Below are 14327 nucleotides of genomic sequence, written 5' to 3'. Positions count from 1 at the left end.
CTCATCACATCCAGTCACGATATAGTTACCGCATCAGAATAAAGGAGAGAGATTATGTTCGTTGTTATTTTCGGTCGTCCGGGCTGCCCATTCTGTGTTCGTGCCAAAGAGCTGGCAGACACGCTGAAAGAAGATCGTGAAGACTTCAACTACCGTTATGTCGACATCCACGCCGAGGGCATCAGCAAGGCTGATCTTGAAAAAACAGTCGGAAAACCTGTAGAAACTGTTCCTCAGATCTTCATCGACCAGGAACATGTCGGCGGCTGCACTGAATTTGAAGCATACGCAAAAGAAAACTTGGGTCTTTTCCAGTAAAACCTAGTTTTAACAAACACTTAAAAAAGGCTGACTATTCAGCCTTTTTTTGTGACTTATTGTACTGATATGTGATTTTTCGGTATAACCGTCGCCTAAAATCAGCTAGAATTCCACCACTCTTGTTGCTGTCTTTCTTCACCGGAAAATGTTGTTGTGAACATTGATGTAGCCGCCCTTCTTCATCAGAATGATATTCTGTTGCTTTTTGTTGTACTCGCTGTTGGTCTCAGTGTCGGAAAACTCCGAATCGCCAACCTTCAAATCGGTAATTCCATCGGTGTACTGCTCACAGCATTACTCTTTGGCAATGCCGGGTTTACGTTCAATGCCGAGTCCCTGAATATCGGCTTTATGCTGTTTATTTTCTGCGTCGGTATCGAAGCCGGGCCGAATTTTTTCGGTATCTTCTTCCGCGACGGCAAGCATTATCTAATGCTGACACTGGTCGTACTGCTTTCAGCGATTGCCATCACCATGAGCATGGCCAACTACCTCAACCTTGAACTGGGATTAGCCACCGGTTTGATGGCCGGTTCTCTGACAGCTACACCGGTACTGGTAGGTGCGAAGGACGCGCTGAATAGCGGCCTGTCAGGCATTGTCGACAGCAATATGATCAAACATATGGTTGACAGCCTCAGCGTCGGCTATGCCATGTCCTATCTGGTTGGTCTGGTGAGCCTTATCGTGCTGGCCAAGCTCATGCCGAAACTTCAGAAGCAAAATCTGGCCGAATCTTCACAGCAAATCGCCCGTGAGCGCGGCATTGGCGAAGTCGGCCAACGCAAGGTCTACCTGCCGATTATCCGTGCTTACCGTGCCGGCCCTGAGCTGATTGACTGGATTGACGGCCGTAACCTGCGTGAGCTAGGTATTTACCGCCAGACAGGTTGTTATATCGAGCGGGTTCGCCGTAACGGTATCCTGGCCAACCCCGACGGCGATGCCATTTTACAAGAGGGCGATGAAATCGCCCTGGTCGGCTACCCGGACAGCCATGCCCGTCTGGATCCCAGCTTTCGAAACGGGAAAGAGGTTTTTGACCGCGACCTGCTCGATCTGCGTGTTGTCGAAGAAGAGATCGTGGTTAAAAATGACAGTATTGCCGGCAAGCGCTTGTCCGATCTGAACCTGTCTGAATACGGCTGTTTCCTGAACCGCGTTGTTCGCGCCCAGATCGAAATGCCAATGGACCACAATATTCTGCTCGACAAAGGGGATATCCTGCAGGTCAGCGGTGAGAAAAGTCGGGTACTCGGCCTGGCAGAACGTATCGGTTTTATCTCGGTACACAGCCAGATTGCCGATCTGCTTGCCTTCTGCTGCTTCTTCATCATTGGCTTGTTGGTAGGAACTATCACCATGACCTTTGGCCAGATTGCATTCGGGCTGGGTAGCGCAGCCGGCCTGCTGGTCGCCGGTATCACCCTGGGTTTCCTGAGGGCCAACCACCCAACTTTCGGTTATGTACCGCAAGGCGCACTGAACATGACCAAAGATCTCGGCCTCATGGTATTTATGGTGGGTATCGGTCTGAGTGCCGGCTCCAACCTGTTCGAATCACTGGCCCAAGTCGGCCTGGCCGTATTTGCGACCAGTCTGATGGTTAGCGTGATCCCGGTCGTACTGGCTTACCTGTTCGGTGCCTATATCCTGAAGATGAACCGGGCATTGCTGTTTGGTGCCATCATCGGTGCCCGTACCTGTGCACCGGCCATGGATATGATCAATGAACATGCCCGCAGTACTATCCCTGCCCTTGGCTATGCCGGGACCTATGCCATTGCCAACGTACTGCTGACCATCGCCGGTACCCTCATCATCATCCTCGGCTAGACTGTTACAACAGTACCGGACGCTGACTCGCAATCACGGAATTGTGATTGACGAGTCAGCGTCTATTCAGTCCTCTTACCTATAGTGATACCAATACAAGCATTTTTAAGCGAATAGTGCGGTTTGAGCACACATTTCATCAGCCCGATATTCGCCAGCCCCTTTTGTATTCAGTATATTGAATTAATACTTTTATTTTTGGTAATCAGAATTATGCGTATCCTTATCGTCGAAGATGACCCAATTCTCAGTCATCACCTAAAATCTCAGCTCAGTGAACTAGGCCACCAGGTACAATGTGCAGGCACTGCAGAGGAAGGCCTGTTCTTTGCCCAAAATTACCCCAATGACGTCGCGATCGTTGATATTGGCCTGCCGGATCGCGACGGCATCAGCCTGATCAAAGATATCCGCAAAAAAGGACTTCGGTTGCCGATTCTGATCCTGACTGCCCGCTCGAACTGGCAAGACAAAGTGACCGGCCTTGAAGCAGGCGCCGATGACTACCTGGTCAAGCCATTCCAGAAAGAGGAAATGGTTGCTCGCCTGAGCGCCCTTGTTCGCCGCAGCGCCGGGTTTGTAAAACCCGAGATGACCGCGGGTGAAATCCGCGTCGATTTGCTGGCCAAGCAAGTTTTCATCGGCGAGACCCAGCTGGAGCTGACCGCCTTTGAATATGATCTGCTGGAGTATCTGATGCGCCACAGCCGCCAGGTAGTGTCTAAGCAACGCCTGCTCGATGTACTGTACGAAGATCAGGAAGGCGATCCAAACACCATTGAAGTGATGATCAGCCGCCTGCGCAAGAAATTCACCACCAATGGCCAGGAAAACCCTATTTCGACGATTCGTGGCCAGGGCTATATTTTCGAGTTGCAAGCTCAATGAGTCAGATCCTGAAACCAAGGCTTCGCCGCCGGGTACTGGTTACCTCAGTGGCGATCATTGTCCTTATCACCTCGGCACTGGCTGGCGTTATCAACCAACTCTACAGCCAGAGCTATATGGCTGCCTATTCTTCGGAACTGGTGGCGCAGATGCCGATGGTGGTAGCACAGCTCAACCGGGCTGGCCTGATTAAAGATGTCGATAAGTGGATTGATTCTGTCGATCCTTCCGATACAGACTACATGTCCGTCGTCTGTGATATGAAAGACCATACGATCTGGCTGTCAGACGAAGCCAAGGAGGCCAACATTGGCAACATCTGCAGCGAGCTGCCGGACGATATCCCGGTACCGACCTTAATCGAAACGGCAGATAATGAGAGCTTTATTGCTTACAACATGAGCCGGGATCGCGAAGGTGGCAATATCTACCAGCTGGTCGTACTGCGTTCGGGTGAATCCTACCAGTCGTCACTGAACCAGCTGCACAAGCGCACGACTTTCTATCTCGGACTGTTTGTCCTGATCGCGATAGCCTTTCTTATCGCCGCTTTTCACTGGAGCTTCCAGCCACTGCGAAAACTGGCAGCACAGCTGGATCAGATGACCGAAGCCAAGCGGAACAAGCTTGATGATGATTTTCCGATGGAGCTTCAGGACGTTACTCTGGCGCTGAACCGACTTATCCAGATCAGTAACGACCAAAAGGGGCGCTATCGCCACGCGATGGACGATCTGGCCCACAGCCTGAAAACACGGCTAGCCGCTACCAATGCCCTGCTGGATGACAAGGACATCGCCCGTCCCGATCTCAACCAGCGGATCATGGAGCAAATCAGCCAGATGGATGAACTGGTTCAGTACCAGCTCAAACGCGCCATGATGGGCCAACAAGGCCTGCAAAAAGATCAAACCGAGCTAAAACCGGCCGTAGACAGCTTCAGCCGTTTGCTGAGCAAAGTCTACAGCGATAAGAGCGTGAATCTCAGATACTTTTTCGATCTTAAGCTCAAGTTGCCTATCAACCGTACCGACCTGATGGAGCTGCTAGGCAACCTGCTCGAGAACGCTTACCGCTTCTGTATTAGTGAAGTGCGGGTTTGTGTCGATGAACATAATGATTGCTATATGATCCGGATTGAAGATGACGGCCCGGGTGTGTGCGAAGAGATGCGCGAGGCGATTTTCCAGCGCGGAGTCCGTGCCGACCAGCTCAACCCCGGTCAGGGCATCGGCCTGTCAGTCTGCCACGAGATCGTCAAAAGCTATCAGGGCACGATCCATGTCGAGACAGCCAGCATCGAGGGCGCGGCATTTGTGATTCGCATACCCAAGCACTAAGCCTGTTCTTTACCTTGATAAAGCAATTGAACAAGCGGCTCCAATCAAAAAAACCGCCCGAGGGCGGTTTTAAGCTTTCTGGTGTTACCGGCTAAGGTAGCTTGATTAGATATTCTCTACATCAAACTCAACCAGCGGGTTCACATCTGCATCGTAGTCTACAGACTCAATACCGAAACCGAACAGCTTCAGGAATTCATCTTTGTATTCCTGGTAGTCCGCAACCTCAAACAGGTTTTCGTTCGTTACATTTGGCCACAGATCACGGCAGTGCTTCTGGATATCTTCGCGCAGTTCCCAGTCATCCAGGCGCAGACGGTTTTCAGCATCAACTTCTGCCGCGCTTCCGTCAGCCTTGTATAGGCGCTGAGTAAACATACGGTGGATCTGCTCCATGCAGCCCTCGTGTACGCCTTCTTCGCGCATTTTCTTGAATACCATTGCAATATATAATGGCATTACAGGAATTGCAGAGCTTGCCTGAGTGACGACACTCTTCAGTACAGCAACATTTGCCGCGCCGCCAGTTGCAGACAGCTTGTTGTTAAGCTCTGTCGCTGCTCGGTCCAGGTCCATTTTCGCCTGGCCCAGCGCACCATGCCAATAAATTGGCCAAGTAATTTCGGTACCAATGTAGCTGTAAGCAACAGTCTTACAACCGTCAGCCAGCACACCGGCCTCTGACAGAGCATTGATCCACAGCTCCCAGTCCTGGCCGCCCATGACTGTTACCGTATCAGCCACTTCCTGCTCGTTCGCCGGCTCGATGCTTGCTTCAATCAGTACGTCTTTGTTTGTATCAACGGCTGTTGCAGTGTAAGTCTCGCCCATAGGTTTCAGGGTTGAGCGTACCACTTCACCGGTTTCCGGCATCTTACGCACTGGAGACGCCAGTGAGTAAACTACCATATCAATCTGACCAAGATCTTCTTTAATCAGATCAATGACTTTTTGTTTTGCTTCGTGAGAGAAAGCATCACCATTCAGGCTTTTCGAGTAAAGGCCTTCTTCTTTGGCTAACTTGTCGAATGCAGCTGAGTTGTACCAACCTGCTGTACCTGGCTTTTTCTCTGTACCTGGTTTTTCAAAGAACACACCAATGGTCGCCGCACCGCCGCCGAATGCTGCAGCAATACGAGAGGACAGGCCGTAGCCGCTTGAAGAACCCACAACAAGTACACGCTTTGGCGCATCAGCAATTGGGCCCTGAGCCTTGGTATAAGCAATCTGCTCTTTTACGTTCTCTTCACAACCCAGCGGGTGAGTTGTTGTACAAATAAATCCACGAATTTTAGGTTTGATGATCATTTTCAACTTCCCTTACATAGTTGACTGTAGGATAAAAGGTTAATTACAAATTCGCATTAAATTTATGAGCGTAAACGCTAAAAAGGGTAGTGGTTGGAGGTGTTGAACACCACTTTTCGACTCATACTGCCTATTTTTGCACAAATTTCACTCTCTGTAGCCGTCGAAAAAGTGAAAAAAGAAGGGAAGAAGTTCGTTATGCCATTGCGGGAGATCGGCAAACTGCAGATAAAAAAGTGCCACGCAATTGCGTGGCACATGGGAGACACCAGGTTTATCGTTCGTTAGAGAGCAATCGCTCTTAGGCAGCCTTTCCCGGTTGCAAACTACCTTTTTTAAACTGAGCAGCAGCAAAGTGATCAACCTGAATCGCTTTCTGTCTTAGCTGGTCAGCATTGTGCATTTTTTCGACATCCTGATCTGTGACGATACCCGCACTCAAGGCAATTTGTAATTTCTCTGTTAACGAAACCTTGCGCGGGATCTCACCAGACTTGGTTGCCTTGGCAAGTTTACGCTCAATATCCTTTACACCGTGCATGGCAATAAAGGCACGCTCCATAATCGCTACGGGATCGCTGTCCTTCTCTCCGACATAGCACATATGGGTCAAGCGCTCACGATGTGCACCGGGAGTCATTAACAGCTCAGCAATCTTCACCGTAATCTCATCTTTCGGTGCCTGGTAGCGAATCCCCAGCGGGAACAGCAAAGTGCGCAGCAGACGACCAACGCCCTGACGCGGGAAGTTGCTCAGCACTTCGTCAAAGGCCACACCGCATTGATGCAGGCAGTGCTGCAACGCGTAATGTACCATCGGCAAATCATCCTGCTGACGACCTTCGTCTTCGAACCGCTTCAAGGTTGCCGAAGCCAGATATAAATGGCTAAGCACATCACCCAATCGCGCCGATACCAGCTCACGCCGTTTCAGCTCACCGCCCAGGCTCAGCATGGCAAAATCAGCAGCGACAGCCAGTGCCCGGCTCATCCGCGACAAGTGACGGTAGTAAGCCGCCGTTTCACCGCTGACAGGTGATCGGTTAAAGCGGGAACCGCTGAAAGCGTTAAGCAGGGATTTCGACACATTACCAATTGCAAAGCCGATATGCTTCGACAGCAACGTATCGAACTCTTTGGCCCCCTGTTCGGCATCAGGATTGGCAGCCGCCTCCATTTCGCTCAGAACATAGGGATGGCATCGGGTTGCCCCCTGACCGAAGATCATCAGGTTACGGGTCAGGATATTTGCCCCTTCAACCGTGATTGCCACCGGCATGCCGAAATAATGATGACCCAGGTAGTTCATCGGACCCAGCTGAATTGCCCGCCCGGCGTGAATATCCATGGCATCGTTCAGGATTGTCCTGGCCATTTCAGTCATGTGGTACTTGGCTATTGCAGTGACGATACCCGGCTTTTCCCCCATATCCAGCGAACTGGTTGTCAGGGTACGGGACGCTTCCAGCATATAGGTGTAGCCACCGATACGACCCATGGCCTGGGCAACCCCTTCAAAGTTACCAATCGACATACCGAACTGCTTACGCACATAGGCGTACGCCCCGGTGGTTCTGGCTGTCAGGTGACCGACTGCGGTTCCCAATGCCGGCAATGAGATACCGCGACCGGCCGACAGGCACTCCACCAGCATTCGCCAGCCGCGTCCGACATAATCCTGGCCGCCAATGACCCAATCCATCGGGATAAAGACATCCTCTCCGCGAGTCGGGCCATTCATAAAGGCAAGATTCAGAGGATCATGGCGCTCACCGATTTCGACTCCCGGGTGATCTGCAGGGATCAACGCACAGGTAATACCGATATCAGTCTTATCGCCAATCAGGCCATCCGGATCGTGAAGCTTGAAGGCAAGTCCGAGCACGGTAGCGACAGGCGCCAAAGTGATATAGCGTTTATTCCAGCTCACGCGGATACCCAGTACTTCCTCGCCCTGATATTCGCCATAACACACCACCCCCAGATCCGGGATGCCGCCGGCATCAGAACCCGCCTCCGGTCCAGTGAGGGCAAAACATGGAATATCGTCACCATGGGCAAGACGTGGCAACCAGTAGTCTTTCTGATCCTTAGTACCGTAATGGGACAGCAATTCACCCGGGCCGAGAGAGTTCGGCACCATGACACACACCGCGGCACTCAGGCTACGAGTCGCAATACTGGTCACAATTGTTGAGTTGGCGTGGGCGGAAAAGTTCAACCCACCGTATTCTTTACCAATGATTAATGAGAAGAACTTTTCTTTACGCAAGTATTCCCAGACGTCAGGCGGCAAATCCCGGTCTTCCTGAACAATCTGGTAGTCATCAAGCATATCAAGCAGTGTTTTCAGCTTGGTGTCGATAAAAGCCTGCTCTTCATCGCTGAGCGATGGCTTCGGGTAGTTCAGCAACGTATTCCAGTTGGGAGAACCGCTGAATAGCTCCCCATCCCACCATACGCTTCCGGCCTCCATGGCCTCGCGTTCGGTATCAGACAGTGGCGGCAGTACTTTCTTAAACATCTTAAATGCGGGATCACTGAGGTAGCGTTTTCGCATGTTGGTTAACGTGCTCATGTTTCAGGTCCTTTTGTCTCATTTGTCGTTATTGGTTTTATGTCACTTATCGTGTTCCTGTCGGCTCTTCTTGCACAAGCAAGAGCGGTTGTTCAATGGGTGCAGCAACGCCGGCAGCCAGGTAAGGCACCAGTCGTTCAATCAAGTCTTCAGTCGTTACCGTGCGGGAGAAGTCACTTTCGGCAATTTCACACAAGGCGGTCGTCGAGGCCATGGTGAAAACAGAAGCTCCCAGGGTGAAATGCAATCGCCAGAATAAGGTTTCGGGATCCAAAGAGGGGTTGGCGCGGCATACCGCCGTGGTAAACAATTGCAGCACGTCTTCATAGCGGGTAAGAATGAACCAGCGTAGGTGCCCCTGAACATCGGTATACCCCCGGCCGATAAGAGACATGAAGATTGTCGCGCCTTTCTGACGGTAGTCGTTCAGGTTGATCAACGGTGTTTTCACGCAACGAAAGACATCTTCCATTGAAAAATCGTCACGTGTCAGCAGCACTTCCAGCTCAGCTTTCAGGGCAGGCATAAACTCTTCCAGATAACGGCTCAGCACCGCTCTGACCAAGGTTTTCTTATCGCCGTAATGATAATTTACCGAGGCTAGGTTAACACCGGCCTTACTGGTTATGGTCCGCAATGACGTTTCTTTGAAGCCATGTTCTGCAAACAACAGCTCTGCCGCATCAAGGATACGGCTTTTGGTTTCTCCTTTTCCCGCCATTTTCATTCACCTGTATTAAACACATGTTTAAACTTTACATCTCATTAATATTTTTAACAAGACACAAATAAATTCGAATGAGTCATTTGGGGCTCAAAACCCACATGAATCAGCCAGTCTGTGACGCTGATCGCCAATTTTTGTAGAATGAGAAAAGAGAAGTACCACACCCAATCACGTTAAAAACTTGTTAAATCAACAACTAATATACCACCAGAATGATGAAAGCATATTTACTTGGGCAGCAGAGAAAAAATAATAAGAAAAAATGCCATTTAACGGGAACAAAAAAACAGATCGTGGGTCATATATTATGCCACTGCTTTTTCTTAGAAGACTTTCTTCAGAGCCCGTCACCTAATGGAGATGGGCTTTCTTTATTCTGGCGGCCGATCACCAAGACCGAGCCGAACGTTCAGAGACTGCAACCTAGCTTTCCTCTCCCCTGGTATCGCTGCTAGCAACAAATACAGACACTGGAAAAAATTTGATCGATTTTTTGAAATTTAAGGAACCAACGCAAAAACGATCAGTCATATATAGTGACATTAAGATTAAAGACACATTATTTTGTTAGCTGGCCGCCAAGCAAGCCTTCTTTCTTTAATCTAACAATGCCACTGCTGCTAAACTCCTAATTGTGTAAATAGAGCCTTTGCCCGCTGACTTTCAGCGGGCTTTTTTTATATGTCGTGATATAAGATGCTGTTATTACTGTCGCTAAACACTGTACTGCTCTTACCTACTACCGTTCCGACAGCTATTGAGCTTTAGCTCTATTAAAAAACAAAAAAAATTAATCTTTTTTTGAACCATTCCTTTTTATGCCAGTCATAACTAATGACATTCACATTAATGGAGAGTTAACCAACACTTTTCATTAATCAACAATGCCACTGCTGCTAAACTCCTAATTGTGTTAAGGATTTAACCCGCTGAATTTTCAGCGGGCTTTTTTTTGCCTATTGAACAAGTTTGAAATACGATCCTCGTTCTCACTTGTTACTCACTTCTTGCAATTAAGACAGAAGCAAGCCTGAAATGTATTAGTAATCACACTGGCAATTACATCTGAGCAAATCAAAAACAGGCCATAAAACACACTAACTATAAGTAAATAAAGCGTTTATAGAAAGCCGATACTATTTTTTTAATTTTTTTTGAACCTTACTGAGTTGGCACAGTCATATTAAGTAAGATTAATGTTATCGGCTCTGTATATGTAAGGTCATATCTCGAGCAGGTAATTATTGATTGCCACTGCTGCTTTAACTCCTATTCATATAATGGAATGTTGCGCTGAGCCTTTTCTCAGCGCTTTTTTTTGCGTAATTTCTAATATACCCAAGCTACCTCAGATGCATCAGTCGTACTCGGGGCTCATCGCCATCAGATCGGGGTGTGTCAACGCGAGCCCCAATACAGCAAATGTCTGCTCTGCGTTGATCTCCTTTCCCTGCACGACAACCGAAGGCGCAAAATCAGGCAAAGGCAAACCTGCCAGCGTCGCCATTTTCGTATAATAGACTTGCCGTGTCGGATGACTCGGCGCAGCCAGATGCAACACTGACTGAGTTGGCCAGCATGCAATCACGCAGCTGATTGCCTGGATACAATCATCAAGATGCACCAGATTCACAGGCTCAGCACCATTAGCCAACGCTGTGCGGCCAGACAGGAATTTCACCGGATGACGATCCGGCCCAATCAAGCCTGCAAGCCGTAGGACAACAACCTCTTCCCCCCATTGATCATGAAGCCACTGTTCAAGCAACCGATGCGCCTTGCCGCTCGCAGTGTCCGGCACAGGTGCCGTAGATTCCGTAACTTCTCCTGCGACGCTGCCATAAACGGAGGTTGTACTGATGAATATTACCCGTTTGCAGCCATGCGCCTGAGCGGCAGCCGACAAGCTTTTTATCTTCGCAACAAAAGCTGCATCAGCGCCTTCCCCCCTACCGGGCGGAACATTGATAACTAATACGTCTGTATTGAAAAAGTCAGCATGTTGCCCCTGTCTTCCATCGCAGTTTTCAGCCTGTGGATTTTCGATCGGAAGCGATAATTCAACACCATGAATGCCGACAGCAGCTAGCTGGCTAATCCGGTTTCGATCCCGGCTGGTACCATATGTCTCATAGCCGTTTTGAACCAAATGCTTTGCCAGAGGCAACCCGAGCCACCCGCAGCCGCATATACTCACCTTCATCATTGATCCCTCTTCAAATGCAACAAAAGACATAAAATAACTACGGTTATTTATTTCGATCTGTAAATTAATTCCTTACAAATGAAAATAAACAACACAAATCCTCGAATAATTCGCGCATAACAGGCATTTTTCTAAAAAAATTTTTCAGAACTGAAAGGAAAAATTCGATCCCTGTCAAACTATAATAAAAAGTAAAAGCTATATTCATCGATTTGCTAGGAGCATATCCATAAAAAGTAGTATAGTTTCACCAAATTGGCTTCGTGAACCCATGAAGGCCTCTAATGAAATTCAGTAACGAAGCGCGGTAATCGCTATGAATACCCTAGAGAAAATTCAAAAGAACTTAGATAACTTCAGCAAATCCGAACGTAAGGTTGCTGAAGTAATCATCGCGTCACCACAGACAGCGATTCACTCCAGTATTGCGACACTGGCCAAAATGGCTGATGTCAGTGAGCCTACCGTGAACCGTTTTTGCCGTCGCCTTGATACCAAAGGTTTTCCGGACTTTAAACTGCACCTCGCACAAAGCCTTGCAAACGGAACACCTTACGTTAACCGTAACGTTGAAGAAGACGATGGTCCAGACGCCTATACATCGAAAATTTTTGAATCAACCATGGCTTGCCTGGATGTTGCCAAAAATAGCCTTGATCCGATGCAGGTTAACCGTGCCGTTGACTTGCTGACCCAAGCGAAGAAAATTTCATTCTTCGGACTCGGCGCTTCGGCTTCTGTTGCCCACGATGCCCAGAATAAGTTCTTCCGCTTTAACATTCCTATCGTCTGTTTCGATGATATTGTTATGCAACGCATGAGTGTGATCAACTGCACTGACGGCGATGTGGTTGTGATGATTTCGCATACCGGTCGCACGAAGAGCCTGGTAGAAATCGCCCGTATGGCACGTGAGAACGGTGCAACAGTAATTGGTATTACAGCCAAAGACTCGCCGCTAGATCGTGAGTGCTCGCTCTCTATCTGTCTTGACGTACCGGAAGATACTGACATCTACATGCCAATGGCTAGCCGTGTGGTTCAGATGACTGTCATTGATGTGCTGGCGACCGGCTTTACTCTACGCCGAGGCGCCGGATTTCGCGAAAACCTCAAGCGAGTGAAAGAGTCCCTGAAGGACTCACGTTTCTCGAAAGAAGGCATCGCGTAACGGCTGCATCACTCTACCAGCCTGCATACCCTAAAAGCATGAACCGTAACCTGTTCATGCTTTTTTATTCACCCCACTCCCCAGAAAACCAGCACGTCCTTCAACTCAACGAGCAACACACTACACTTATTACAGTTCAGCAATCCCCCGCAAGCCCGTATGAATGGCATCAGTTCACGCCAAAGCGGCCTGACTGATTATTCTTGCGGCCCCGGGAAGCAAATACAACAGCTTGAATGACAATGAAAATTTATTCATAAACTTTTCATCTTGACTTGGTAGTTTCTTACAATTACTTGATTGAGAACAGCGCCGTAAAGCGCTATCGTGTAGTAAAGTTTCATCCACATTCAATGTGGCTTGATTATCTAAAAATCATCGTTTCATTGTCTTCCACAACATAAAGATGGAGTTTCCAATGTCTGAAAGGCTAAGACGTACAAAAATCGTGACGACCCTGGGTCCTGCGACTGATCGCGATAACAATCTAGAGAAAATTATCGCAGCCGGTGCCAACGTCGTCCGAATGAACTTCTCGCATGGTAGTCCTGAGGATCATATCCAGCGGACTAAAACTGTACGTGAAATTGCCGCGAAGCTTGGTAAACATGTCGCGATTCTTGGTGATCTTCAAGGTCCGAAAATCCGGGTTTCTACTTTCAAAGACGACAAAATCGAGCTGGCCATCGGCGAGACTTTTACCCTCGACAGCGACCTGCCTAAAGGCGAAGGCAATCAGCAAGCCGTTGGTCTGGACTATAAAGAATTACCCAAGGACGTTATCCCGGGCGATATCCTGCTCCTTGACGATGGCCGTGTTCAACTACGTGTGACAACCGTAGATGGTAACAAAGTTCATACCGAGGTAACTGTAGGCGGTCCGTTGTCCAACAACAAGGGCATCAACAAAAAAGGCGGCGGTCTGTCTGCCGAGGCGCTGACCGACAAAGACAAAGCCGATATCGTGACCGCTGCGGCAATGAAAGTTGACTATCTGGCCGTTTCTTTCCCGCGCAACGGCGAAGACATGAAGTACGCCCGCCTGCTGGCGACTGAGGCCGGTCTGGAAGCGAAACTGGTGGCCAAGGTTGAGCGTGCCGAGTCCGTTGCGACTACCGAGGCAATGGATGACATCATCATGGCTTCCGATGCCGTAATGGTTGCACGTGGTGATCTCGGTGTAGAGATTGGCGACCCGGAACTTGTCGGCGTCCAGAAGAAACTGATCCGCCGCGCTCGCAGCCTGAACCGTACCGTGATCACAGCCACGCAGATGATGGAGTCGATGATCACCAGCCCTATGCCAACACGTGCAGAGGTCATGGACGTAGCGAACGCCGTGCTTGACGGGACTGATGCGGTAATGTTGTCAGCCGAAACAGCAGCAGGCCAATACCCGGAAGAAACCGTCAAGGCAATGGCAAGCGTGTGTGTCGGTGCCGAGAAAGAGCCGAGCATTAACGTGTCTAACCACCGCCTGGCCCGTACGTTTGCCTCGTCGGAAGAAACCATCGCCATGTCTACCATGTATGCAGCCAACCACATGGAAGGTGTCAAGGCGATGATTACCATGACGGAATCAGGCCGTACACCGCTGATGATGTCACGTATATCATCTGGTTTGCCTATCTATGCTATGTCACGCAACGAAAGCACGCTAAACCGTTCAGCCCTATACCGAGGTGTTACTCCGATCTATTTCGATCGTGACAGCGATGCAGGACTGGCGGCGGCAAAACATGCCATCGCGGTACTGAAAGAGCAAAACTACCTGAAAGAAGGCGATCTGGTCATCATCACTCAAGGTGACGAAATGGATATTGTTGGCTCGACCAACAACATGCGTATTCTGACAGTAGAATAAACTCTGCCAACCGTGTTCGCCCCTCCCCTTTATGGGGAGGGAACAGGACCACGCGCGCGCGATCGCTGTATCTGGTCCCCGTCCTTTC

General features: G+C 49.3%; 10 protein-coding genes. 6 read left to right on the top strand and 4 right to left on the bottom strand.

Annotation, left to right across the window (positions count from 1 at the left end):
* The first annotated feature begins 54 nt into the window (after window positions 1–54).
* From L4D19_RS09525 to L4D19_RS09510, 4 genes are all read left to right on the top strand, one after another.
* The gene (locus L4D19_RS09525; protein ID WP_075766514.1) at window positions 55–318 is read left to right on the top strand and encodes a GrxA family glutaredoxin; all 264 of its coding nucleotides are present in this window, start codon (window positions 55–57) and stop codon (window positions 316–318) included.
* Between the two features lie 156 nt (window positions 319–474).
* On the top strand, window positions 475–2157 hold the full coding sequence (locus L4D19_RS09520) for an aspartate:alanine antiporter (RefSeq protein WP_428452262.1): 1683 nt from the start codon (window positions 475–477) through the stop codon (window positions 2155–2157).
* Window positions 2158–2370: 213 nt separating this feature from the next.
* Complete coding sequence (locus L4D19_RS09515) at window positions 2371–3045, top strand: response regulator (protein ID WP_075766516.1); 675 nt, start codon at window positions 2371–2373, stop codon at window positions 3043–3045.
* A complete protein-coding gene (locus tag L4D19_RS09510) occupies window positions 3042–4385 on the top strand; it encodes an ATP-binding protein (RefSeq protein ID WP_428452261.1) in 1344 nt (447 codons plus the stop codon). The genes L4D19_RS09515 and L4D19_RS09510 overlap by 4 nt, the downstream gene beginning before the upstream one ends.
* A 105-nt stretch (window positions 4386–4490) precedes the next feature.
* Here L4D19_RS09510 and fabV read toward each other — a convergent pair whose 3' ends face one another.
* The 4 genes from fabV to L4D19_RS09490 form a co-directional block, all read right to left on the bottom strand.
* On the bottom strand, window positions 4491–5693 hold the full coding sequence (gene fabV / locus L4D19_RS09505; RefSeq protein WP_428452260.1) for an enoyl-ACP reductase FabV: 1203 nt from the start codon (window positions 5691–5693) through the stop codon (window positions 4491–4493).
* Between the two features lie 301 nt (window positions 5694–5994).
* Complete coding sequence (locus L4D19_RS09500; RefSeq protein WP_428452259.1) at window positions 5995–8271, bottom strand: acyl-CoA dehydrogenase; 2277 nt, start codon at window positions 8269–8271, stop codon at window positions 5995–5997.
* A gap of 46 nt (window positions 8272–8317) precedes the next feature.
* Entirely contained in the window at window positions 8318–8992 is a 675-nt protein-coding gene (gene psrA / locus L4D19_RS09495; RefSeq protein ID WP_428452258.1) for a TetR family transcriptional repressor PsrA, read from the bottom strand.
* Window positions 8993–10355: 1363 nt separating this feature from the next.
* Window positions 10356–11204, bottom strand: coding sequence for an SDR family oxidoreductase (locus L4D19_RS09490; RefSeq protein ID WP_428452257.1), 849 nt, complete (start codon window positions 11202–11204; stop codon window positions 10356–10358).
* Between the two features lie 316 nt (window positions 11205–11520).
* On the opposite strand from L4D19_RS09490, the gene L4D19_RS09485 reads away from it, so the two are divergent.
* Window positions 11521–12375, top strand: coding sequence for a MurR/RpiR family transcriptional regulator (locus tag L4D19_RS09485; protein ID WP_075766522.1), 855 nt, complete (start codon window positions 11521–11523; stop codon window positions 12373–12375).
* Between the two features lie 418 nt (window positions 12376–12793).
* Window positions 12794–14239, top strand: coding sequence for a pyruvate kinase (gene pyk, locus L4D19_RS09480; RefSeq protein WP_428452256.1), 1446 nt, complete (start codon window positions 12794–12796; stop codon window positions 14237–14239).
* Window positions 14240–14327 lie beyond the last annotated feature (88 nt).

The sequence above is a fragment of the Photobacterium kasasachensis genome (assembly GCF_050336885.1).
GTDB classification, from domain to species: domain Bacteria; phylum Pseudomonadota; class Gammaproteobacteria; order Enterobacterales; family Vibrionaceae; genus Photobacterium; species Photobacterium kasasachensis.
Note: the sequence above shows the minus strand (reverse complement) of the source record. Positions and strands in the feature narration are given on the sequence as shown.

Bases quoted from the DNA above. Each gene is read 5' to 3' on its own strand.
- L4D19_RS09485 (WP_075766522.1), top strand. From the start codon at position 11,521: ATGAATACCCTAGAGAAAATTCAAAAGAACTTAGATAACTTCAGCAAA.
- L4D19_RS09515 (WP_075766516.1), top strand. From the start codon at position 2,371: ATGCGTATCCTTATCGTCGAAGATGACCCAATTCTCAGTCATCACCTA.
- psrA (WP_428452258.1), bottom strand. From the start codon at position 8,992: ATGGCGGGAAAAGGAGAAACCAAAAGCCGTATCCTTGATGCGGCAGAG.
- L4D19_RS09510 (WP_428452261.1), top strand. From the start codon at position 3,042: ATGAGTCAGATCCTGAAACCAAGGCTTCGCCGCCGGGTACTGGTTACC.
- L4D19_RS09490 (WP_428452257.1), bottom strand. From the start codon at position 11,204: ATGATGAAGGTGAGTATATGCGGCTGCGGGTGGCTCGGGTTGCCTCTG.
- pyk (WP_428452256.1), top strand. From the start codon at position 12,794: ATGTCTGAAAGGCTAAGACGTACAAAAATCGTGACGACCCTGGGTCCT.
- L4D19_RS09500 (WP_428452259.1), bottom strand. From the start codon at position 8,271: ATGAGCACGTTAACCAACATGCGAAAACGCTACCTCAGTGATCCCGCA.
- fabV (WP_428452260.1), bottom strand. From the start codon at position 5,693: ATGATCATCAAACCTAAAATTCGTGGATTTATTTGTACAACAACTCAC.
- L4D19_RS09525 (WP_075766514.1), top strand. From the start codon at position 55: ATGTTCGTTGTTATTTTCGGTCGTCCGGGCTGCCCATTCTGTGTTCGT.